The organism is Tabrizicola sp. M-4, assembly GCF_051132405.1.
Lineage (GTDB): Bacteria > Pseudomonadota > Alphaproteobacteria > Rhodobacterales > Rhodobacteraceae > Paragemmobacter.
In genome coordinates, this window is sequence record NZ_CP128606.1 from 3,248,891 (window position 1) to 3,270,287 (window position 21,397).

At 64.8% G+C, this 21,397-nt stretch carries 19 protein-coding genes and 1 riboswitch; of the genes, 4 read left to right on the forward strand and 15 right to left on the reverse strand.

What is annotated here, in order from left to right; translation table 11 throughout:
- Window positions 1–66: 66 nt before the first annotated feature.
- Entirely contained in the window at window positions 67–1,413 is a 1,347-nt protein-coding gene (aroA, locus tag TabM4_RS15850) for a 3-phosphoshikimate 1-carboxyvinyltransferase (protein ID WP_434622117.1), read from the reverse strand.
- A gap of 107 nt (window positions 1,414–1,520) precedes the next feature.
- On the opposite strand from aroA, the gene TabM4_RS15855 reads away from it, so the two are divergent.
- Window positions 1,521–2,582 carry an MBL fold metallo-hydrolase gene (locus TabM4_RS15855; protein ID WP_434614474.1) on the forward strand — a complete coding sequence of 354 codons (1,062 nt, stop codon included), beginning with the start codon at window positions 1,521–1,523 and terminating at the stop codon, window positions 2,580–2,582.
- Between the two features lie 7 nt (window positions 2,583–2,589).
- Here TabM4_RS15855 and trmB read toward each other — a convergent pair whose 3' ends face one another.
- The 9 genes from trmB to miaB all read right to left on the reverse strand — a co-directional run bounded on the left by trmB (window position 2,590) and on the right by miaB (window position 11,316).
- Window positions 2,590–3,294, reverse strand: a complete 705-nt coding sequence (gene trmB, locus TabM4_RS15860; protein WP_434614477.1) for a tRNA (guanine(46)-N(7))-methyltransferase TrmB — start codon at window positions 3,292–3,294, stop codon at window positions 2,590–2,592.
- Window positions 3,295–3,355: 61 nt separating this feature from the next.
- Window positions 3,356–4,525 carry a methionine adenosyltransferase gene (gene metK, locus TabM4_RS15865; protein WP_434614480.1) on the reverse strand — a complete coding sequence of 390 codons (1,170 nt, stop codon included), beginning with the start codon at window positions 4,523–4,525 and terminating at the stop codon, window positions 3,356–3,358.
- Window positions 4,526–4,531: 6 nt separating this feature from the next.
- Window positions 4,532–4,580: riboswitch (SAM-SAH riboswitch) on the reverse strand.
- Window positions 4,581–4,613: 33 nt separating this feature from the next.
- Window positions 4,614–6,050 carry an apolipoprotein N-acyltransferase gene (gene lnt, locus TabM4_RS15870; RefSeq protein ID WP_434622119.1) on the reverse strand — a complete coding sequence of 479 codons (1,437 nt, stop codon included), beginning with the start codon at window positions 6,048–6,050 and terminating at the stop codon, window positions 4,614–4,616.
- Window positions 6,051–6,100: 50 nt separating this feature from the next.
- The gene (locus TabM4_RS15875) at window positions 6,101–7,027 is read right to left on the reverse strand and encodes a transporter associated domain-containing protein (RefSeq protein ID WP_434614483.1); all 927 of its coding nucleotides are present in this window, start codon (window positions 7,025–7,027) and stop codon (window positions 6,101–6,103) included.
- Between the two features lie 24 nt (window positions 7,028–7,051).
- Complete coding sequence (ybeY, locus tag TabM4_RS15880) at window positions 7,052–7,570, reverse strand: rRNA maturation RNase YbeY (protein ID WP_434614486.1); 519 nt, start codon at window positions 7,568–7,570, stop codon at window positions 7,052–7,054.
- Window positions 7,571–7,640: 70 nt separating this feature from the next.
- Window positions 7,641–8,660 (reverse strand): PhoH family protein, encoded by a 1,020-nt coding sequence (locus TabM4_RS15885; protein ID WP_434614490.1) that lies wholly within the window; start codon window positions 8,658–8,660, stop codon window positions 7,641–7,643.
- Window positions 8,661–8,896: 236 nt separating this feature from the next.
- The gene (locus TabM4_RS15890; protein ID WP_434614493.1) at window positions 8,897–9,241 is read right to left on the reverse strand and encodes a hypothetical protein; all 345 of its coding nucleotides are present in this window, start codon (window positions 9,239–9,241) and stop codon (window positions 8,897–8,899) included.
- Entirely contained in the window at window positions 9,241–9,810 is a 570-nt protein-coding gene (locus TabM4_RS15895; RefSeq protein WP_434614496.1) for an OmpA family protein, read from the reverse strand. The genes TabM4_RS15890 and TabM4_RS15895 overlap by 1 nt, the downstream gene beginning before the upstream one ends.
- A 189-nt stretch (window positions 9,811–9,999) precedes the next feature.
- Window positions 10,000–11,316 (reverse strand): tRNA (N6-isopentenyl adenosine(37)-C2)-methylthiotransferase MiaB, encoded by a 1,317-nt coding sequence (gene miaB / locus TabM4_RS15900; RefSeq protein ID WP_434614498.1) that lies wholly within the window; start codon window positions 11,314–11,316, stop codon window positions 10,000–10,002.
- Between the two features lie 178 nt (window positions 11,317–11,494).
- Here miaB and TabM4_RS15905 point away from each other — a divergent pair, with 178 nt between their 5' ends.
- Entirely contained in the window at window positions 11,495–12,364 is an 870-nt protein-coding gene (locus tag TabM4_RS15905; protein ID WP_434614501.1) for a hypothetical protein, read from the forward strand.
- Between the two features lie 21 nt (window positions 12,365–12,385).
- On the opposite strand, the gene TabM4_RS15910 is transcribed toward TabM4_RS15905, so the two are convergent.
- The 5 genes from TabM4_RS15910 to TabM4_RS15930 form a co-directional block, all read right to left on the reverse strand.
- Entirely contained in the window at window positions 12,386–13,021 is a 636-nt protein-coding gene (locus TabM4_RS15910; RefSeq protein ID WP_434614503.1) for an NrsF family protein, read from the reverse strand.
- Window positions 13,018–13,563 (reverse strand): sigma-70 family RNA polymerase sigma factor, encoded by a 546-nt coding sequence (locus TabM4_RS15915; RefSeq protein WP_434614506.1) that lies wholly within the window; start codon window positions 13,561–13,563, stop codon window positions 13,018–13,020. Before TabM4_RS15915 ends, TabM4_RS15910 begins: the two co-directional genes overlap by 4 nt.
- 298 nt (window positions 13,564–13,861) lie before the next feature.
- Entirely contained in the window at window positions 13,862–14,635 is a 774-nt protein-coding gene (locus tag TabM4_RS15920; protein ID WP_434614509.1) for an ATP-binding cassette domain-containing protein, read from the reverse strand.
- A gap of 14 nt (window positions 14,636–14,649) precedes the next feature.
- Window positions 14,650–15,759 carry an ABC transporter permease gene (locus TabM4_RS15925; protein WP_434614512.1) on the reverse strand — a complete coding sequence of 370 codons (1,110 nt, stop codon included), beginning with the start codon at window positions 15,757–15,759 and terminating at the stop codon, window positions 14,650–14,652.
- 128 nt (window positions 15,760–15,887) lie between these two features.
- Window positions 15,888–16,910: a sugar ABC transporter substrate-binding protein gene (locus tag TabM4_RS15930; RefSeq protein WP_434614515.1), complete on the reverse strand. Its 1,023-nt coding sequence runs from the start codon at window positions 16,908–16,910 to the stop codon at window positions 15,888–15,890.
- A 204-nt stretch (window positions 16,911–17,114) separates the two neighbouring features.
- On the opposite strand from TabM4_RS15930, the gene TabM4_RS15935 reads away from it, so the two are divergent.
- Both TabM4_RS15935 and TabM4_RS15940 read left to right on the forward strand, forming a co-directional pair.
- Window positions 17,115–18,335 (forward strand): ROK family transcriptional regulator, encoded by a 1,221-nt coding sequence (locus TabM4_RS15935; RefSeq protein WP_434614517.1) that lies wholly within the window; start codon window positions 17,115–17,117, stop codon window positions 18,333–18,335.
- Window positions 18,336–18,552: 217 nt separating this feature from the next.
- Window positions 18,553–21,396 (forward strand): monovalent cation/H+ antiporter subunit A, encoded by a 2,844-nt coding sequence (locus TabM4_RS15940; RefSeq protein ID WP_434614520.1) that lies wholly within the window; start codon window positions 18,553–18,555, stop codon window positions 21,394–21,396.
- The last annotated feature ends 1 nt before the right edge of the window (window position 21,397 follow it).

Genomic DNA, 21,397 nt, shown 5'->3' on the forward strand with positions numbered 1-21,397 from the left:
TCAGGGGGTGAGGCCCGGCACGGGCCGAGGGGGCAGAATGCCCCCTGATTTTTCGCAGAAAAATCGTTACCCGCGTTCCAGCGAAGCGCCAAGTCCCGTCATCAGCCCCTCAAAGATCGGGAAGGACGTCAGGATGGGCGAGGCATCATCCACCGACACCGCCTTCTTCGCCGCCATCCCGCAGACAAGGAAACTCATCGCGATCCGGTGATCCAGATGCGTGGCGCAGACGGCCCCGCCGGGAACGCCACCCGCCCCCATTCCGTGGACGATCAGAGTATCCTCATCCTCCTCGACCCGCACGCCACAGGCCTCCAGCCCCCGCGCCATCGCGTCGATCCGGTCGCTTTCCTTGACGCGCAACTCCTTCACGCCGCGCATCACCGTCACGCCCTCGGCAAAGGCCGCCACCACCGACAGGATCGGATATTCGTCGATCATGCTCGGCGCGCGCTCCTCCGGCACCTCTATTCCCTTGAGTTTCGGTGAAAACTTCACCCGCAGGTCGGCCACCGGCTCCCCTCCCTCCTCGCGCGGGTTCAGGAATTCGATCTCCGCCCCCATCTCCACCAGCGTCAGATAAAGTCCGTTCCGCGTCAGGTTCTGGCTCACCCCCGGAACGGTGATGTCCGACCCCTCCACGATCAACGCAGCGCAAGTGGGAAAGGCCGCCGAGGACGGATCACGCGGCACCGCCACAGTCTGCGGCCTCAACTCCGGCCGCCCCGTCAGGGTGATGACATTCCCCTCCGCCGTCTTCTCGACCACCAACTCCGCCCCGAACCCCAAAAGCATCCGCTCCGAATGGTCCCGCGTGGGTTCCTTCTCGATCACCACCGTCTGGCCCGGCGCATTCAGCCCCGCCAACAGCACCGCCGATTTCACCTGCGCACTCGCCACCGGCAGCGCATAGCGCACCGGCACCGGATCCGCCGCCCCCACCACCGTCATCGGCAACCGCCCACCCTGACGCCCATAGGCGCGCGCCCCGAACAGGCTCAGCGGGTCCGTCACCCGCCCCATCGGCCGCTTCCGCAAACTCGCATCGCCGGTGAAGGTCGCCGTGATGGGGGATGTCGCCATCGTCCCCATGATCAACCGCACGCCCGTCCCGGAATTCCCGCAATCAATCACATCGGCAGGCTCGCGGAACCCGCCCACGCCCACGCCATGCACCGACCACTCGCCCAGACCGTGCCGTACCACCTCCGCACCAAAGGCCCGCATGGCCTTCGCGGTATCCAGAACGTCCTGCCCTTCCAGAAGCCCCGTCACCCGCGTCTCGCCCACGGCCATCGCACCGAAGATCAGAGCGCGATGGCTGATCGACTTGTCCCCCGGCACCTCCGCCACGCCCCGCAGGGCGCCGGACTTGCGGGCAGTCATCGGTTGCGCGTCGCCATGGCCGGACATCATCTTCTCCCTGTCATTCCGGCCCGCGTGATAGCGCAACCGCCCCGTCCGGTCCATGCCCCGCGCCGCGGGTTGAAACACTGGATTTGGCGCGCATATGACAGGGTATGAACCGTCGCCGCTTCCTCTCGCGTTCCGCTGCCCTCGCTGCCGTCGCGGCGGCGACAACCACCGGAGCTTTTGCCCTGTCGCCCACCCGCAACCGCTATTACCAAGGCCCACCGGGACCGAATTTCGACGGAACCCGCTTTTTCAACCCCGGCGGCAGCCCGCCAAAGGGCTTTGCCGACCTGCTGAAATGGCAGACCGGGGGCGGGCGGGCCCGTTGGCCCGACAGCGTCGGCATCCGGCAGTCCGTTCCCGCGCCTCGCGTGGATGATCTGATCGTCACCATGGTCGGCCACGCGACCTTGCTGATACAGGTGGCGGGGTTGAACATCCTGACCGATCCGGTCTGGTCGGATCGCGCCAGCCCCTTTTCCTTTGCAGGCCCCCGACGCGCCACCGCCCCCGGCATCAGGTTCGAGGCCCTGCCCCGCATCGACGCGGTGCTGCTGACCCATAATCACTACGACCACCTCGACCTCACCACGTTGGCGCGACTGAAGCAAGCTCATGACCCTCTCGTGATCACGCCCCTCGGCAATGACACCATCGTCAAGGATGCCGTCCCCGACATGCGGATCGTCACCGGCAACTGGGGCCATAGCGTCGCCCTCGGCCCCGCCACTGTGCATTTCGAACCCTGTCACCACTGGTCGGCGCGCGGCACGCGCGATAGGTCCATGGCGCTCTGGTCGGCCTTCTTGGTCGACACGCCCGCCGGGCGCATCTTCCATATCGGCGACACCGGCTTCGATCAGGGCCGCCCCTATCGCGACCTGCCGCAAAAGCACGGGAAAATCCGCGCCGCCATCCTGCCCGTCGGTGCCTACGAACCCCGGTGGTTCATGCGGGATCAGCATCAGGATCCGGTCGAGGCGGTGGAAGGTTTCCTCCTCTCTGGCGCGGCCCATGCCGTGGGCCATCATTGGGGCACGTTCCAGTTGACGAACGAAGGCCGTGACGCACCGCCTCGCGCCCTCGCCGCCGCGCTGGAGGCAAAGGGGATCGGCCCGGATCGCTTCCGCCCGCTGGCCCCCGGCGAATGGTGGGCGATACCCGAATGAAGGCGGCCTAACCCTTGCGACGGAAGGTCAGGTAGTGCGGGCTTCGCCCTTCGCGCAGCGCCTTCTGCTCATAGCGTGTCGAAAGCCAGTCTTCCCACGCGCCCCCTGGCCCGGCCTGTGCCACAAGATCGAAACCGGCCTGCGGCACCTCTTCCAGCGTCTGGCGCACGTAATCGGGAATATCCGTCGCCACCCGGAATTCTGCCCCCGGTGCCATCACCCGCGCCAGCGCGCCAAGGTAGCCCTGTGTCACAAAGCGCCGCCGATGGTGCCGCGCCTTGGGCCAGGGGTCGGGATAATTCAGGAAACACTTCGCCACCGAAGCCGTCGGCAGCACGTCGAAAAGGTCACGCACATCGCCGGGATGGATGCGCAAATTCTCTGCCCCGGCAGCCCGGATCTTGCCCAGCAGCATCGCCACACCGTTCACGAAGGGCTCGCAGCCGATGATCCCGACCTCCGGATAGCGGGCGGCCATATGAACCAGATGCTCCCCCCCGCCGAAACCCACCTCAAGCCACAGCGGCCGCCCCCCGAACAGCGCAGCCCCATCCAGCGTCGCCCGCGACGGGTTCTCCTCCACCGTGACCCCCGCGAGCCGGACCTTGCCCAGATCCTCGGCGAGATAGCCCTTCTGGCTTGCCCGCAGGGTCTTGCCGTGCACGCGCCCATAGAAATTGCGCCGCTCGGTCACAGGCTGATGGTCGGTCATGGAAAAGGCCCCGGATTTGATCCGGGGCCTCTAACCCTGTCACGGCCTTGGGGTCAACCCGTCAGCGGACCGCCTTCTTAATCGCGTCCACCAGATCGGTCCGCTCCCAGCTGAACCCGCCATCCGCCGTGGCCTCGCGCCCGAAATGCCCATAGGCAGAGGTGCGCGCATAGATCGGCTTGTTCAGGCCCAGCGTCGTGCGGATGCCGCGCGGCGTCAGGTCCATGCATTCCGCAACGGCCTTCTCGATGGCGGCCGCATCGACAGTGCCGGTCCCATGCGTATCGACATAGATCGACAACGGCTTCGCCACACCGATGGCATAGGACACCTGCAACGTGCAGCGATCCGCCAGCCCCGCCGCCACCACGTTCTTCGCCAGATAGCGCGCGGCATAGGCGGCCGAGCGGTCCACCTTGGTGGGATCCTTGCCCGAGAACGCGCCACCGCCATGCGGCGCGGCGCCGCCATAGGTGTCCACGATGATCTTCCGCCCCGTGAGGCCGGCATCCCCATCCGGCCCGCCGATCACGAACTTGCCGGTCGGGTTCACCCACCATTCGGTCTTCGCGGTAATCCAACCTGCGGGCAGGATCTCGCGGATATAGGGCTCCACGATGGCACGGATGTCGTCGGACGTCTGCTCCTCATCCAGATGCTGGGTCGACAGCACGATGGATGTCACCTCGACGGGCTTGCCATCCTCGTAACGCAGCGAAAGCTGCGACTTGGCATCCGGCCCCAGCGTCGGTTCCTTGCCGGATTTCCGCACCTCGGCCAGCCGCCGCAGGATCGCATGGGAATACTGGATCGGCGCAGGCATCAGTTCCGGCGTCTCGCGGCAGGCATAACCGAACATGATGCCCTGATCGCCCGCACCATCACGGTCCACGCCCTGCGCGATATGGGCCGACTGTTCGTGCAGCAGGTTATGCACCTTCAGGGTGTTCCAGTGGAACTTGTCCTGTTCGTATCCGATGTCCTTCACGCAGTCGCGGACGATACCCTCGACACGTGCAAGCATCGCTTTGGTGGCTGCCTCGGTGGACAGCCCCACTTCCCCGCCCACGACGACCGTGTTGGTCGTGGCAAAGGTTTCACAGGCAACACGGGCATTCGGCTCTTCCGACAGGAAGGCGTCCAGAACCGCGTCGGAGATACGGTCGCAGACCTTGTCGGGATGCCCCTCCGACACGGACTCGGAGGTGAAAACATAATTCAGTCGGGACATGGGAAGTGCTCCATTGGGTTACCCCCGCCACGCCAGGAAGCCGTTGTGACGGTTCGATGCGCCTGCCTAGACCCCTGCTCCCTGCCCGTCAAGCCGCCTTCCGACGGCTGGCAAGAACAAGCGCCACGGCAAGTCCGAACATCAGGAAAAGCACCGGCATTTCGCCCCAACGAGCGTAGGGCGTAGGCGCAAGCGCGCCGGGCAGCCGTGCATCGAGGTAACCAGCCGTTCCGAAGGGCAGGCTGTCCACCACCGCCCCGCGCGCATCGACAACCGCCGTCACGCCGGTATTGGCGACCCGGATCAGGGGCAAGCCCTGTTCGATGGCCCGCAGCCGTGCCTGTGCCATGTGTTGGAACGGGCCGGACCAAGTTCCGAACCAAGCGTCATTGGTGATCTGCAGGATGAAATCCCCGCGCTCCGGCGCGGCCCGCAGGATCTGGGGAAAGATCGCCTCGTAACAGATCACGGGCACGGCCTTGCCGATGGCCCCCCCAAAATCAAGGATCGCCGGTCCCGGCCCGGCGGAATAGCCGTTGCCCTGCTGGGCGGCGAAGGCCACCAGACCGAACCAATCATAAAGCCTGTCGCCGAAAGGGATGTACTCGCCGAAAGGCACCAGATGATGCTTGTCATAGGAGGCGATGGGCACACCCTCCGGCCCGATGACGGCAAGGCTGTTCCAGAACTGCCACCCCTGCAGGCGCTGGACACCCACCGCGACCGGGCTGCCGCGCCCAGCCTCGGCAATGCGCCGGCCCACTTGCGGATAATCCTCCAGAAGATAGGGCACCGCCGTTTCGGGCCAGATCGTCAGATCGGGCCTCGGCCCCTCGGCGGTGAAGGCGAGTTGGCGGTCAAAGAACAACCGCGCCTGCTCCGGGTCCCATTTCAGGCCCTGTTCAGCATTGGGCTGCACAAGACGCAGCACGGCTTCGCGATCCGCAGGCAGGGGCTGTCCTTCGCGCCAAAGACCGAAGCCGAAACCCACCGCGATCAGCGCGACAGCAGCAAGCGCCGGAACAGGCCGCAGCGCGGCCAGACCAGCCGCGCCAAGCAGGGTAAAGAGCGTCAGGCCACCGGGGCCGATCAGCGAGGCAAGCTGCGCCGGAGCATGCCCGATCCAGACATGCCCGATCATCGCCCAAGGAAATCCCGTCAGGACATATCCCCGCGCCATCTCCACAGCCGCAAGGCCCAACATCAACCCCAAGAGCGGCACCCGCCCCCGTGCAGCCATGGCGGCCAGCGCCCAGAACAGCGCAAGTCCGAAAGCCAAAAGGACAAGCGCAAAGGGCGCCATCCAGCCATAGACTTCAGGCTCGATCAGGAAGGGTTCGACGATCCATGCCAGCGCGACCGAGAAATAGCCGCCGCCCCCCGCCCATGCCAGCCAGCCCTTGCCGCGCGGGGCATTGACGACACGGTGCAAGAGAACGGCGAGGGCAGGCAGGGCGACCCACCACCATCCCAAGGGGGCCTGCCCCAGCGCCACTGCGGCGCCAGCGAGATAGGCACCCGACATGGGCCGCAGACCGGGCCAGCCAACCCTAACCTGCCCAAGCAAAGCGCGGATCACCCTGCCGCAGCCCTTTCCTTTTCGGCCACAGCCTCGGGCAGGCGGATGCGGACCCGCTTGATTCGCCGTGGATCGGCGTCCATCACCTCGAACTCCGCCCCGCTTTCATGCGGCACCACCTCGCCCCGCGACGGCACGCGGCCAGTGCGCAGAAAGACGATCCCACCCAACGTGTCGATCTCCTCGTCATCCTCGTCATGGCGCAGGCGCAGGCCGATGGCGGATTCGATCTCTTCCAGCGGGGCGTTGGCCATGGCGACGAAGACACCCGGACGCTCTTCCTTCCAGAGCGCGCCTTCCTCTTCGTCATGCTCGTCCTCGATCTCGCCGATCACGGTTTCGATCAGGTCCTCGATGGTCACCAGACCATCCACCCCACCGTATTCGTCGATGACGAGGGCCATGTGCACGCGTTCCCTCTGCATCTTCTGCAAAAGCACGCCGATGGGCATTGAGGGCGGCGCGTACAGCACAGGGCGCAAGAGCTTTTTCAAGGAAAATCGGCCACTTGCTGCAAAGCCGTGCTGCAAGGCAAGGTCCTTCAACAGCACCAGCCCCTGCGGATGGTCCAGCGTGCCCTTGTAGACCGGCACGCGGCTGAAGCCGTGTTCGCGGAAGACTTCGACCAGCTCATCCTTGCCGATATCCAGCGGGACCGCCACGATTTCTACCTTGGGGACGGCAACGTCATCGACGCGCAACCTGCGAAGGTTACCAATCCCCGGCAACCCGCCGCCCGAACCAGCCACAGTCTGCGGCTGCTGATCCCTGCTTGGCGCGGCAGGCCCGGAGGCGTCCTTTACGGGTGAGAAGGCGCCCAACAAGCGCCCGAAAAAGCCGACCTGTGGAGGTTCGGCCGCGTCGTCATGGGTCGATCCCTGCGCGCCTTGCGCCGCATTAGACCCGTCGGTGCTACTGCCCATCTGTCCTTCTTCCAAAACACCCCGTCACGCGGGGCCATCCGAATATGGGTCGGAAAGGCCGAGAGAGGCAAGTATCTCAACCTCAAGACCCTCCATGAGGGCGGCATCCGCCTCATCGACATGATCATAGCCCAGACAATGCAACAGGCCATGAACGACCAGATGTGTGACGTGGTCCACCATTGGCTTGCCCTGCTCTTCAGCTTCGCGCGCGCAGGTCTCCCATGCGATGGCGATGTCGCCCAGTTCGCAGGGTTCATCCTCATCGCCGGGTTCGGGCAGGTCGGGCTCTCCCCCGGCCTCCTCGGCGCCACGTTCCTCGGACGGCCAAGACAGCACATTCGTGGGTTGCGGCTTGCCGCGGAAGTCGGCGTTCAGCGTGGCGATCCGTTCATCGTCGCATCCCATGAGGACTACGGTGAAACCCGGAGCTCCAAGCCCCAAGGCCGCCAGCGTGGCCGAACAGGCACGCTCTGCGAGGGGTTCAAGGCCAAAAGCCTCCCAACGCGCGTCTTCTATGACGATGTCGACGATCCCGTTCATGCGGCGGGGCCATATCCGAGACGCGCCCAAAGCGCAAATGAAGAGGGCGCGGCGAAACGCCCTCTGCGGGTCAGGCCGACGGGTTTTCGTCGGCCTCGTAGGCCTCGATGATCCGCGCGACCAGAGGGTGGCGCACCACGTCCTTGGCGGTGAAATAGTTGAAGGTCACACCCTTAACCCCCTTCAGGATGCGCTCGGCGTCCTGCAAACCGGACGGAACGCCGCGCGGCAGGTCGATCTGGGTGCGGTCGCCTGTGATCACCATCCGGCTGCCTTCGCCCAGACGGGTGAGGAACATCTTCATCTGCATGGTCGTGGCGTTCTGCGCCTCGTCCAGCACGATGAAGGCATTCGACAGCGTCCGCCCACGCATGAAGGCCAAGGGCGCGATCTCGATCCGCTTCTCCTCCATCAACTTCTGAACCTGCTTCTGCGGCAGGAAATCGTTCAGCGCGTCATAGAGCGGCTGCATGTAGGGATCGACCTTTTCCTTCATGTCGCCGGGAAGAAAACCAAGCCGTTCGCCCGCCTCCACCGCCGGACGCGACAGGATGATCTTCTCCACCGCGCCCGAGATGAACATCGTCACGCCCACGGCCACGGCAAGATAGGTCTTGCCCGTCCCCGCGGGGCCGATGCCAAAGCCCAGTTCGTTCTGGAACAGGTTCGCAACATAGGCCTTCTGCGCCTCGGTCCGGGGTTCGATGGGTTTCTTGCGGGTGCGGATTTCGACTGCGCCGCCAGAGAACATCTCGATCTGTTCGCCCTCGGCCATCGGCCGGTCCGGCATGGGGCGGCCCATGCGCATGGCTCCGTCGATATCGCCCGCAGCCACGCCGCGCCCTGCCTCAAGCCGGGCATAAAGCGACCTGAGGACACCTGCCGCCTGATCCCTTGCCCCTTTTTCGCCGATCACGGCCAACCTGTTGCCCCGTCTCAGGATATGCACCCCGATCTGGTGTTCGATCTGCGCCAGATTGCGGTCAAATTCGCCGCAGAGGTCGATCAGCAACCGATTGTCAGGAAATTCGAGCAGCGTTTCCACAACGTCCTCGGAACGGGTCGGGGGGGTCAGCGCGCTGATGCCCAAAGGGTACTCCTTCTACAAGGGCTTCGCCAATATCTTGATGATGTGCCCCGTTCATCCACAAGGCAAGCACCATTCAAGGCGACGGGGACATTCTGCCCAAGGATTGTGCAAAACCCGTGACAACATGGGTGCGGGGCGTCGGAATTCCAAGGCCGGATAAGAATGGGGGCGCATCCACGATGCGCCCCCTTCCACGTTTGCCTTCTTCCTTTGCCTTGTTCCGCGCGACGCTTTCCTCAGCGCGGGACCCAGTCGTTCAGGACAGCGGACTCCGTCTGATAGCGCCCGATCACCGTGCCCGGCGGATAGCGGTTGTTGCAGATGGGCAGACCGCTGGCAGGATCGTAGCGCGGGCTGGAATAGCCTTCGATACCGTCATCGATGATCCAGTTCTGGCATCCATCGGGATCATAGGCGATGGCGGCCTCACCATTCACCAAGGCGCCCCTGTCAAAGGAACCGCGGTCCTGCCCGGTGGCGATGACGCTGCCGGGGCCAGCATAGGGCTGGATGCCGCATGCCATAAGCGGCAGGGCCGCTAGCAGAAGGGCCCCGAGGCGGAAAGAAGTCACACTCATCATCACCGACCCCACGTATAGCAGACGACTTCCACGCGGCGGTTCTGTTGCATGCCTGCCGCCGTTGCATTGCTGGCGCGCGGCTGCCGCTCGCCATAGCCGATCTGGCGTTCAATCGGCGCACCGACGGAACGCGCCACATCCGCCACTGCGGCGGCGCGGCGCTGCGAAAGGCGCATGTTGTACTCATCCGAGGCGCGGCTGTCGGTATGGCCGTAGATCGCATAACCGAATGCCCCGGCCGACTGGAAGAATGACCGCAGGCGCGCGGCCCCATCGGAGGTGAGCGTCGCACTGTCGGTTGCGAAAAGGGTGTCGGTATTTTCGACAAGGCAGAGGTTGCGCTTCAGGCAGACAGGTTTGCCCGTCGCCGGATCGCGCCGGGGAACCATGTAGCCCTCTATCCCGCCATCGGCCCACCAGTGCATGCAGCCGTCGTCGTCGATCCACGCACCCCAATCGATGCGTCCCGTGACTTCGGGTTGTCCCTGGGCCAGAACGTCCGTGGGGGCGCTGGTCGCCACCGCCAGACAAAGCGCGCCGAAAACCGCGCGCACCGAGTACCGATACAAGCCGAAGCCCTCCTCGTTAACAGGTCACTGATTACTCAAACACTTGTGAAGGATTGCCGCCCCGGACGCAGCAAGGCAAGGGGATTCTGCCGATTCAAGGCAGGTTTGAGGCGCACTTGGGTGTGGCGCGGAAACGCCTGACAGCCAAGGGTTGCATTGTTGCAGAAGCGGAAACGACTTGCGGTTCGGTCAGATACGTTCACCAGCCAATGAATTGGGCGCGGATGCGGTGATCCGCACCCGGACCAGATCGCCGACCTTCGCCTGAGGATCGGTGACATGGACGGCATGAAGATGGTCGGACTTGCCCACCATCTGCCCCGGCAAGCGCCCTGCCTTCTCATAAAGGACACCGACCTCACGCCCGACCATCGCAAGTTGCGCCGCGCGCTGCTGTTCGGTGATCAGAGCCTGCAATTCCTGCAGGCGGCGATCGGCGGTTTCGGCATCGACCGGGGTCTTCTCGGCGGCGGGCGTTCCGGGGCGGGCGGAATACTTGAAGCTGAACGAGGCCCCGAAGCCCACGGTGCGGATCAGGTCCATCGTGTCGGCGAAATCGGCCTCGCTCTCGCCGGGGAAACCCACGATGAAATCGGAGGAAAGCAGGATGTCCGGACGCGCCGCGCGGATGCGTTCGATCAGACGGAAATACTGGTCGCGGGTATGCTTGCGGTTCATCGCCTTGAGGATGCGGTCAGAGCCGGACTGCACGGGCAGGTGCAGATAGGGCATCAGCTTGGCCTCTTCGCCATGGGCGGCGATCAGGTCATCATCCATGTCGTTGGGATGGCTGGTGGTATAGCGGATACGCTCCAACCCGTCGATCCGCGCCAGCGCGCGGACCAGCCGCGCAAGGCCCCAGACGCCGCCCTCTCCTTCGCCGTGATAGGCGTTGACGTTCTGGCCCAGAAGCGTGATCTCGCGCACGCCTTTTTCGACCAGGGCCTGCGCCTCGCGCAGAAGACGCTCCACGGGGCGGCTGACCTCGGCGCCGCGGGTATAGGGCACCACGCAGAAGGCGCAGAACTTGTCGCAGCCTTCCTGCACCGTCAGGAAAGCCGAAGGCCCCCGCAGCACCTTTCGTTCGGGGAGATGGTCGAACTTGTCTTCTGCCGGGAAGTCTGTGTCGACAGCCTTCTGCCCCAGCGCCACGGCCTGCATCATTCCGGGCAGGCGGTGATAGCTTTGCGGGCCGACAACGAGGTCGACCAGAGGCATTCGGCGCAGGATTTCTTCGCCCTCTGCCTGAGCGACGCAGCCTGCGACGCCGATCTTCAGGTCGGGATTGGCCTGTTTCAGGGGACGCAGGCGGCCCAGATCGGAATAGAGCTTTTCCGAGGCCTTCTCGCGGATGTGGCAGGTGTTGAGAAGGACCATGTCCGCCTCTTCCGCCACCTCGGTCGTGACATAGCCCTGCGCGCCAAGGGTTTCGGCCATGCGCTCGCTGTCATAGACGTTCATCTGACAGCCGTAGGTCTTGATGAAAAGCTTCTTCGGTTCGGTCATGACAGGCCCCTGTTCCGCAGGCCGCCCCATACACGCAAACGCCGCCTCTCCGCAATCATCCGGCTTTTTGGGCCGGACGGGCGGCAAGGGGGTTGCATTGGCCTGTTCCATGCCGGACTCTGCGCGGCGACGAAACCGGGCAGACCGGGCGTGATCCGTAACGGACTGGGGCAGGTCCATGCAGCATGTTGATCTTGAGGGGTATTTTCGTGCCACGCAGGCAAGCCCACCGAAGGGGCCGCTTGCCATCATCATGGCCGAGGATCCGGTCGAGGTGGACACGACCCTGCGCCACCACATTCAGGCCGGGTTCCGCGACGTCCTGCTTCTGGCACCTGACGCCATCACGGTTGCCCCCGAATTGCAGGACGACCTGCATCGCGTGACCTATGACGTCCATGCCGAGAACGCGCTGGTCGCCGCCGTGAACCGCGTGATCGAGGCCTTTCCCGGCCTGTGGATGTATTACTGCTTCAACGCCGAATACCTGTTCCATCCCTTCTGCGAGACACGGACGGTGCGCGACCTGATCGCCTTCCATGCCGAGGAGCGGCGGGAGGCGATGCTGACCTATGTCGTTGATCTTTATGCCGGAGATCTGGAACGTTTTCCCAATGCGGTCAGTCTTGAGACGGCGCATCTGGACCGTTCGGGATATTACGCGCTGGCGCGGCAGGACCCCGAAAACAACTGGCATCCCAAGGAGCGGCAACTGGATTTCTTTGGCGGGCTGCGCTGGCGGTTCGAGGAGCATGTGCCGCAGACGCGGCGCAAGATCGACCGGATTTCGCTGTTCAAGGCGAAGAAGGGGCTGGTATTGCGGCCGGATTTCACCTTCTCGGACGAGGAGTACAACACCTATGCCTGCCCGTGGCACAACAACCTGACGGCGACGGTCTGTTCCTTCCGCACCGCCAAGGCGTTGAAGTCGAACCCCGGGTCGCGCTGGGGGATCACCACCTTCGGATGGCACAATTCCACGCCGTTCCAATGGCATTCCCAGCAGTTGATGGATCTGGGGCTGATGGAACCGGGGCAGTGGTTCTGATAGGCTAACGCCTTGTGATTTTTACCATTTCAGAAGTCGCGCACCGAGGGCCGCGCCTGCAAACATGACGATGGCGACGGCCGCGCCGTACCATGTGACGTAGAAAAGCGGGTTGTCCTGCGTGCAGAAGAGCGAATAGCCCGCGGCGATTCCTGACGCCGTTGAAAGCCCTGCAAGCGCGCCCGCGCGGCGTGGGGAGAGGGGGGCGCCTTGGCGCATCAGGCGCAGGAGGAGGGCGAGCGGCAGCAGGGAAAGGGCGGTGATCAGGCCGAGGCATTCGGACAGGGAAAAGGCCGAGACATCGGCGAAGCGGGTTTCTGGGGGAAGGGTGGCGAAGGACCAGAGCCAGAGGGCGACTGCCACGGCGACCGGAAGGGCGAGGCGGCGCAGCGGGATTTGGGCGGCGTCGGGGCGCAGCAGGGCGAGGGTGAGCCGCAGGGAGAGGGCGAAAAGTGTAAGGGGAATCAGGGTCTTGGCTGCGACCACGGGTTGCTGGATGACCAAGCCGAGCCCGGGGCGGACCCCGGCCAGCGCCAGAAACAGCGCCAGAATTCCCACGATGCCAGCCAGCGCCAAGGCCCCGATGCGCAGGGGGCGCAAAGGGGGCGCGGGTGCGGCATCGGCGGCGAGGAGGCCTATCAGATCATCGGTTTTCATTCGTCATTTCCCTTTGCAATCAAGGCCATGCGCCGGATGGCGCGGTGCAGGGCGACCCGCACCGCGCCTTCGGTCATGTGCAGCCTTGCGCCGACTTCGGCCGTGCTTTGGCCATCCAGACTGACCGCGCGGACGATCTCGGCCGAGCGGGCGTCGAGTTGCGAGATCAGCACAGCGCTGTCGCGGCCTGCCGTCGTGTCGGGGGTTGCCTCGGCCTCGAGCGCGTCGGCGAAATCCTCGATGGGCAGGTGGATGGAGCCGCCCCTGCGGCGGAAGGCATCCACCACCTTGTGGCGCGTCACGGCATAGAGCCACGGCAGGAGCGGGGCTGTCCTGTCCCATGTGTGACGCTTTGTATGGATGGCAATGAGCACCTCTTGCACAACATCTTCCTGTCCTTCGGGGCCGAGCACCCTGCCCCGTGCCCGGACGATGCCGCGCAGGACGGGCGTGACGAGGCCGAGGAAGCGGGCATAGGCGCGCCCGTCCCCATCCATCGCCGCAACCAGCAGCGCCGACCATTCCGCTTCGCGATTCGTCATTTTCACTCGTCCATACGCAAGCCGCGGGGAAACGTTACACGGGGGTATGTCATCTGGGGAGAGTGCCCCGGAGCGGGGATGAGCAGGAAATGGCAAGGGCTTGATCTGGCGTGATTAACTCTTTGAGCTGGGGCCGAAAGGGGGGTGCGGGTCCTGTGCCGGAAACAGTACCGCAAACTGTACACCCGCACGCCGGGGTGACGGATGGTTAACGACTGGTCATGGCGGAGACGGGCAAGAAAGAGGGGGGCGCGGCCATCGCCGCGCCCCCCCTATCGATCACGGGCCATCGGGCCTGTCAGGCCATGACGTGTTCCGGCACCTTTGCCCCGGTCATGAAGGCCACCGCATCGGACATGGTGTATTCCTTCGGGTCGATGACGCAGAGACGCTTGCCCAGACGGTGGATGTGGATGCGGTCCGCCACCTCGAACACATGCGGCATGTTGTGGCTGATCAGGATGATCGGCAGCCCCCGCTTTTTCACGTCGAGGATCAGTTCCAGCACGCGGCGGCTTTCCTTCACGCCCAGCGCGGCGGTGGGTTCGTCCATGATCACGACCTTGGACCCGAAGGCCGCCGCCCGTGCCACGGCCACGCCCTGACGCTGGCCGCCCGAGAGGGTTTCCACCGCCTGCCCGATATTCTGGATCGTCATCAGGCCGAGTTCCGTCAGCTTGTCCCGCGCCACCTTTTCCATCGCCTTGCGGTCAAGCATGCGGAACATGCTGCCCAGCACGCCGGGTTTGCGGATTTCGCGCCCCATGAACATGTTGTCGGCGATGGAGAGCGCGGGCGAGAGTGCGAGGTTCTGATAGACCGTCTCGATCCCCGCGTCACGGGCCTGCATCGGGTTGGTGAAATGGACGGGTTTGCCGTCCAGCTTGATCTCGCCCTCATCCGGCACCACGGCACCGCAGAGCGCCTTGATGAGGGTGGACTTGCCCGCCCCGTTGTCGCCGATCACGGCGAGGATCTCGCCGGGGTAGAGGTCGAAGTCGCAGTTGTCGAGCGCGGTCACGCGACCATAGCGCTTGGTCAATCCGCGTGCGGTCAGAATAGGGTCTGCCATGTCTATTTCCTCCCTCAGCCCGAAACCTTGCGGATCCATTGGTCAATGGCGACGGCGCCGATGATCAGGATACCGGTGAGAAGCACTTTCCATTGCGGGTCCGCGCCCAGCATGTTCAGGCCCATGCTCATCACGCCCACGATCAGCGTCCCGAACAGCACGCCGAGGATGGAGCCGCGCCCGCCGAAGAGCGAGATGCCCCCGATCACGGCCGCGGTGATGGCCTGAAGGTTGAAGTCGGTGGTGACCGTGGAGGGCGAGATGGACCCGTTCCGCCCGATGGACACCCAGGCCGCCAGCGCCGCGATCAGCCCGGCGAGGGCATAGACGCCGATCAGCACGCGGCTGACGCGGATGCCCGAAAGCTCGGAGGCGTCGGGATCGTCGCCCACGGCATAGATGTGGCGACCGAAGGCGGTGTAGTTCAGCATGTACCACAGGACGATGTAGACCAGCACCATGCAGATGACGCCATAAGTCACCTGTGCCCCGCCCAGTTCAAAGCGGTTGCCGAAGAAATGCAGGCCGGTGGTCAGGGCCGTCAGGTCGGCCTCGCGCATCGTCTCGTTCGCGGAATAGATCAGGCAGATCGCCATGAAGATGTTCCACGTGCCCAGCGTCACGATGAAGGGCGGCAGGCGGAGGCGGGCGACGAGGACGCCGTTGATCCAGCCGCAGAGGCCCGCGAGCGCGAAGCCCGCGAGGATGGCCAGATACCATGGCAGGCCATAGGTCAGCACGGCATGGCCCATCAGCACGAAGGCGAAGACCATGACGACGCCGATGGCGAGATCGATGCCCGCGGTGAGGATGACAAGGGTCTGGGCCGCGGCAAGGATGCCGACAACGGCGACCTGCTGCATGATCAGCGTCAGGGTATAGGCGGAGAAGAAGCGGAGCCCTTCGAAATCGCCCGTCAGCCAGCGGAATTCCAGCAACACCGCGCCATCGCGCGCGGCGGCGAAGAAGATGATCAGCGCGACGAGCACGATCATCGGCACGGCGGCCGGGTTGGAATGCAGGTAATGCTGCAATTTGCGGAGGCCGCTTCTCTGCTCCTCGAACTGGGCGACGGTGGTCGCGCTCTTGTCGAGAACCTTTTCGAATTCCTGTGGCTGGCTCATCTGTCCCCCCGTTCGGCCCGGTTCCGGGCACTGCCTAGACGAAGGGCGGCCCTGATCGAGAGCCGCCCCCGTTTTCTCCCTTGCGGGATGGTGCAGGGGGATAGGCCCCCCGCACAAGCCTTTTCAGATCAGCCCCAGCAGAGCTCGGTGCCCTTGGCGGTGTCGATCGACGGCACGCCCTCGGCGGGCTTGTCGGTGATCAGCGCCACGCCGGTGTCGAAGAAGGCCTTGCCCGGGGTCGGTTCCGGCTTCACGCCTTCGTCGGCCCACTTCTTGATGGCCTCGACGCCCAGAGCGGCCATCATCAGCGGGTACTGCTGCGAAGTCGCGCCGATCACGCCGTCCTTGACCGAGGCGACGCCCGGGCAGCCGCCGTCGACCGAGACGATCAGCACGTCGTTTTCCTTGCCGACGGCCTTCAGCGCCTGATAGGCACCCACGGCGGCCGGTTCGTTGATCGTGTGGATCACGTTGATGTCGGGGTTGATCTGGAGAAGGTTCTCCATCGCCTTGCGGCCACCCTCTTCGTTGCCGTTGGTGATGTCGTGGCCGACGATGCGCGGATCATCCTCGTCGCCGATGTCGTTGGGGTCCTTCACGTCGATCCCGAAGCCCATCATGAAACCCTGGTTGCGCAGGACGTCCACGGTCGGCTCGGACGGGGTCAGGTTCAGGAAGCCGATCTTGGCATTGGCGGCCTCGTCGCCCAGCGTGGCGGCGGCCCAAGCGCCGATCAGCTTGCCGGCTTCGAGGTTGTCGGTCGCGAAGGTCGCGTCGGCGGCGTCAGCCGGGTCGAGGGGGGTGTCGAGAGCGATGACGACCATGCCGGCCTCTTGCGCCTTCTTCACCGAGTCAACGATGGCCTTGGTGTCCGAGGCGGCGATCAGGATGCCCTTGGCGCCGTCGGCGATGCAGGCTTCGACGGCTGCGACCTGGCTGTCATGGTCGCCGTCGACCTTGCCGGCGTAGGATTTCAGCGAGACGCCCAGTTCGGCGGCTTTGGCCTCGGCGCCTTCCTTCATCTTGACGAAGAAGGGGTTGGTGTCGGTCTTGGTGATCAGGCAGGCCGAAACGTCCTGCGCCATGGCCGGGGCCACGGACAGAAGCGCAAGCGTGGCAGCGCCCGCGAGGGCCTTTGCTTTGAATTTCATTGATTTTCCTCCCAAGAAAATCCGGGGGTGCACCCCCTGTGTGACATGCCGTGCGGGACATTTCCCGTTGCGACAGGGCACAAGAAAACCGATTCCCTGCCTTGCGTCAAGATAATTAAATCACTCTGAATTATTATTGACATGCTGCCGATTCGACGCGCAATCTCGCCTGAAATCCGGGCAAAGCCCCGGGCGGGAGGAGATGTGAGACAGCAGGCCGAGACGATGACCGATCGTCCGATCCTTGAGCCTTCGGGCTTTCGGGGATCGAACCAATCGGGCATGCGCGCCCACAACGAAAGGCTGGTGCTGTCGATCCTGCGGCAGCAGGGCGCGCTTGCGAAATCGGATCTGGCGCGGATGACGGGGCTGTCGGTGCAGACGGTTTCGGTGATCATGCGGTCGCTGGAGCAGGACGGGCTTTTGCTGCGGGGAGAGCCCATCCGGGGGCGGATCGGGCAGCCTTCGGTGCCGATGTCGCTGGATGCGGAGGGGGCGTTCTTCCTTGGGCTGAAGATCGGGCGGCGGTCGGCGGATCTGATGCTGGTGGATTTCCTTGGGCGCGTGCGGTCGGCGCGGCGGCGGATCTATCGCTATCCGACGCCCTCGGCGGTGGTGGCCTTCGTGGCGGAGGCGCTGCCTGCGGTGGTGGGGGCGCTGCCGCCGGGGCAGCGTGACAGGATCGGCGGGATGGGCATCGCGATGCCGTTCCAGCTTTGGTCATGGGTGCGCTATATCGGGGCGCCGCAGGCCGAGATGGACGCGTGGCGCGCGCATGACATCACGAGCGAGATCGCGGCCATCGCGGGGATGCCGGTGCATATCCAGAACGATGCCACGGCGGCCTGCGGGGCGGAACTGGTGTTCGGGACGGGGGAGAAGCCGAAGGATTTCCTGTATTTCTATTTCGGCACCTTCATCGGGGGCGGCCTCGTGCTGAACGGGCAGCTTTTCACCGGGCGGACGGGGAATGCGGGGGGTGTGGGGCCCCTGCCCGTGCCGGGGCCGGACGGGACGTTGCTGCGGCTGTTCGACGTGGCGTCGATGTCGAAGCTGGCTGAGAAGATGGAGGCGGCGGGGGAAAGCAGCGACCATCTGTGGGAGCAGCATCTGGAATGGCGGGTATCCCCGGGCATCCTTGACGACTGGATCCAGCATGCGGCGGAGGGGCTGGCCTATGCCACGCTGTCGGCGGCGGCGCTGGTGGAGCTGGAAGCGGTGATGATCGACGGCTGGATGCCCGCGCATGTGCGGGCCGAGATCACGCGGCGCACGGAGGCGGCGCTGAACCGGCTGGACCTGTCGGGGGTGGAGCCGCCGCAGGTGCGCGAGGGCACGGTGGGGGCAGAGGCGCGCGCCCTTGGCGCGGCGGCGATCCCGCTGGCGCAGCGCTATCTGATCGACCCTGCGGCACAGCAGGGCTGATTGTCGCAGTCGGGACGCGTAACGGCGGAAGGTGTGGAAACCGCGCCGCAAAGCGACCGTTTTCGCCGATTTCGTCTTTCCATTCCCTTGATCTGATCGAACATTTTGCCCAGATGGGGGCTACCCGTCCTTTCGTATGGCCTAATGATCGGGCGGTCCCAGTCGAATAAGGAGAATGCGTCGAGCTGAACGGCGCAAAGGGAGAGACCGTTAAACGATGACCCTTGCGCTGATTGCCGCCCTTCCCTTCCTCGGAGCCTTGCTTCCGGGCCTTTTGATCCGTTCCGGCCGCACGGCCTGCGCCACGGTGACGGGTTCCGTCACGCTTCTGGCCCTGATCCTGCTGGGGATGCAGGCCCCTGCGGTGCTGCGCGGCGAGGTGGTGCAAAACCGTATCGAATGGCTGCCGTCGCTGGGCCTGAATGCGAATTTCATGCTGGACGGGCTGGGATTGCTGTTCGCGGGGCTGATCCTTGGGATCGGCCTTCTGATCATCATCTATGCGCGCTTCTACCTTTCGAAATCGGACCCGATGGGGGTGTTCTATACCTACCTGATGCTCTTTCAGGGCGCGATGGTGGGGATCGTGCTGTCGGACAACATCCTGCTGCTGCTGATCTTCTGGGAGTTGACGTCGCTGTCGTCCTTCCTGCTGATCGGCTATTGGAAGCATCTGCCCGAGGGGCGTCAGGGCGCGCGGATGGCGCTGGCCGTCACCGGTGGCGGTGGTCTTGCGATGATCGCGGGGATGCTGATCCTTGGGAATATCGCGGGCAGCTATGACCTTTCGGTGATCCTGACGCAGAAGGAGGCGATTCAGGCGTCGGAGTGGTATCTGCCCGCGCTGATCCTGATCCTTCTGGGCTGTTTCACCAAGTCGGCGCAGTTCCCGTTCCATTTCTGGTTGCCGCATGCGATGGCGGCCCCCACGCCGGTTTCGGCCTATCTGCATTCGGCCACGATGGTGAAGGCGGGCATCTTCCTGATGGCGCGGATGTGGCCCGTGCTGGCGGGCACGCCGGAATGGTTCTGGATCGTGACGGGGGCGGGGCTGATCACCATGGTGATCGGGGCGAAGATCGCCTTCTTCAAGGATGACCTGAAGGCTCTGCTGGCCTTTTCGACGGTCAGTCACCTTGGTCTGATCACCATGCTGCTGGGCATGGGCACGGCCAAGGCCGCGACGGTGGCGGTGTTCCACATCATCAACCATGCCACGTTCAAGGCCGCGCTCTTCATGTCGGCGGGGATCGTGGACCATGAGGCGCATACACGCGACCTGAAGCGGTTGGGCGGGTTGCGGCATCTGATGCCGGTGACCTTCACCATCGCGGGGATCGCCGCGCTGTCGATGGCGGGGATTCCGCCCTTCAACGGGTTCCTGTCGAAGGAGATGATGCTGGAGGAGGCGGCCCATACCGCCTATGGCCCGGCATGGCTGCTGCCGGTGCTGGCGACGCTGGGGGCGCTGTTCTCGGTCGCCTACAGCTTCCGGTTCTTGGCGCATGGCTTCCTTGGCCCGGTGCGGGAGGACTATCCGCACAAACCGCATGATCCGGGGTTCGGCATGTGGGTGGCCCCTGCCCTGCTGGCCGTGCTGGTGATCCTGATCGGTCTGATGCCGATGACCATGACTGCGTGGCTGGTGGATGCGGCGGCGGGTGCGGTGACGGGCGCACCTGCGGAGGTGCATATCAAGCATTGGCACGGGCTTTATTCCCCGGCGCTGTGGATGTCGCTGGCGGCGGTGGGCGGCGGCTTCGCGATGCTGGCGGCCTTTGCGCGCCTGCGGGCGATGTGGGATGGCACGCCGCGGCCGGAGGCGAAGGCGATTTTCGACGCCATCATCGAACCGCTTGCCGCGCTGGCGCGGGGCGTGACGGGGGCCTTGCACAACGGATCGCTGACGCGGGCCATCGCCATCGGCACGGTTGCCATCGCGGCGACGGCCTTCTGGGCGTTCAACGGCGGGGTTCACCTGCCGGGCGACCGGGCGATGCTGCCGGTGTCGCCGGTGGGTGCGATTGCATGGGGGCTTTTGATGGTTGCGACGCTGGGCGTGGCCTTCCTGCACCGTAACCGTCTGCTGGCGCTGATCCTGATCGGGATCATCGGGTTGATCATCTCGCTTGGCTTTGCGTGGCTTTCGGCGCCCGACCTTGCGCTGACGCAGATCACGGTGGAGGTGGTGACGGTGGTGTTCATGCTGCTGGCGCTGAACTTCCTGCCGAAGGAGACCCCGCGCGAGAGCAGCGGCGGGCGGCGCCTGCGGGATGCGGTGATCGCACTGGGCGCTGGCGGTGGCGTGGCGGCGCTGGCCTATACACTGATGACGCGGAATGCGGCCTTCCCCACGATCTCGGCCTATCATCTGGAACAGTCAAAGCCGGGGGCGGGCGGGACCAATGCGGTGAACACGATCATCGTGGACTTCCGCGGTTACGATACCTATGGCGAGATCATCGTTCTGGGGATCGCGGCGCTGCTGATCTATGCGCTGGTCGAGGCACTGCTGAAGCCGGGGCCCGCGGATGATGCGCTGCGCGCCATGGCGGTGCGGCGGACGGGCCTTGCGGGGGATCGTCACCCGCTGCTGATGGTGATGGCGACGCGGTTCATCCTGCCGGTGGCATTGATGATCGGGGTGTTCATCTTCCTGCGCGGGCACAACCTGCCGGGCGGGGGCTTCATTGCGGGCCTTGTCGTCGCCATCGCGACGGTGATGCAATACATGGCATCGGGCCTGGCCTGGACCGAAGCGCGGCAGCGGATCGACCATCACGCGCTGATCGCGATGGGCGCGCTGGTCGCGGCAGGTGCGGGGGTGGGTTCGTGGCTGTTTGGGTCGCCCTTCCTGTCGTCGAGCTTTACCTATGTGAACATCTGGCCGCTTGAGGAGTTCGAGCTTGCCACGGCGGCCATCTTCGACCTTGGCGTGTTCCTCTGCGTGCTGGGTGCGGTGATGCTTGCGCTGAATTCGCTGAGCCGTCTGGCGCGGCGCGCGGGCGAGACGGTGAGTGCCGATCCCTATTCGGTGGATCGTCCGGAGGGGGGAAACTGAC

Bases quoted from the DNA above. Each gene is read 5' to 3' on its own strand.
- aroA (WP_434622117.1), bottom strand. From the start codon at position 1,413: ATGTCCGGCCATGGCGACGCGCAACCGATGACTGCCCGCAAGTCCGGC.
- TabM4_RS15855 (WP_434614474.1), top strand. From the start codon at position 1,521: ATGAACCGTCGCCGCTTCCTCTCGCGTTCCGCTGCCCTCGCTGCCGTC.
- trmB (WP_434614477.1), bottom strand. From the start codon at position 3,294: ATGACCGACCATCAGCCTGTGACCGAGCGGCGCAATTTCTATGGGCGC.
- metK (WP_434614480.1), bottom strand. From the start codon at position 4,525: ATGTCCCGACTGAATTATGTTTTCACCTCCGAGTCCGTGTCGGAGGGG.
- lnt (WP_434622119.1), bottom strand. From the start codon at position 6,050: ATGTCGGGTGCCTATCTCGCTGGCGCCGCAGTGGCGCTGGGGCAGGCC.
- TabM4_RS15875 (WP_434614483.1), bottom strand. From the start codon at position 7,027: ATGGGCAGTAGCACCGACGGGTCTAATGCGGCGCAAGGCGCGCAGGGA.
- ybeY (WP_434614486.1), bottom strand. From the start codon at position 7,570: ATGAACGGGATCGTCGACATCGTCATAGAAGACGCGCGTTGGGAGGCT.
- TabM4_RS15890 (WP_434614493.1), bottom strand. From the start codon at position 9,241: ATGATGAGTGTGACTTCTTTCCGCCTCGGGGCCCTTCTGCTAGCGGCC.
- miaB (WP_434614498.1), bottom strand. From the start codon at position 11,316: ATGACCGAACCGAAGAAGCTTTTCATCAAGACCTACGGCTGTCAGATG.
- TabM4_RS15905 (WP_434614501.1), top strand. From the start codon at position 11,495: ATGCAGCATGTTGATCTTGAGGGGTATTTTCGTGCCACGCAGGCAAGC.
- TabM4_RS15910 (WP_434614503.1), bottom strand. From the start codon at position 13,021: ATGAAAACCGATGATCTGATAGGCCTCCTCGCCGCCGATGCCGCACCC.
- TabM4_RS15915 (WP_434614506.1), bottom strand. From the start codon at position 13,563: ATGACGAATCGCGAAGCGGAATGGTCGGCGCTGCTGGTTGCGGCGATG.
- TabM4_RS15920 (WP_434614509.1), bottom strand. From the start codon at position 14,635: ATGGCAGACCCTATTCTGACCGCACGCGGATTGACCAAGCGCTATGGT.
- TabM4_RS15925 (WP_434614512.1), bottom strand. From the start codon at position 15,759: ATGAGCCAGCCACAGGAATTCGAAAAGGTTCTCGACAAGAGCGCGACC.
- TabM4_RS15930 (WP_434614515.1), bottom strand. From the start codon at position 16,910: ATGAAATTCAAAGCAAAGGCCCTCGCGGGCGCTGCCACGCTTGCGCTT.
- TabM4_RS15940 (WP_434614520.1), top strand. From the start codon at position 18,553: ATGACCCTTGCGCTGATTGCCGCCCTTCCCTTCCTCGGAGCCTTGCTT.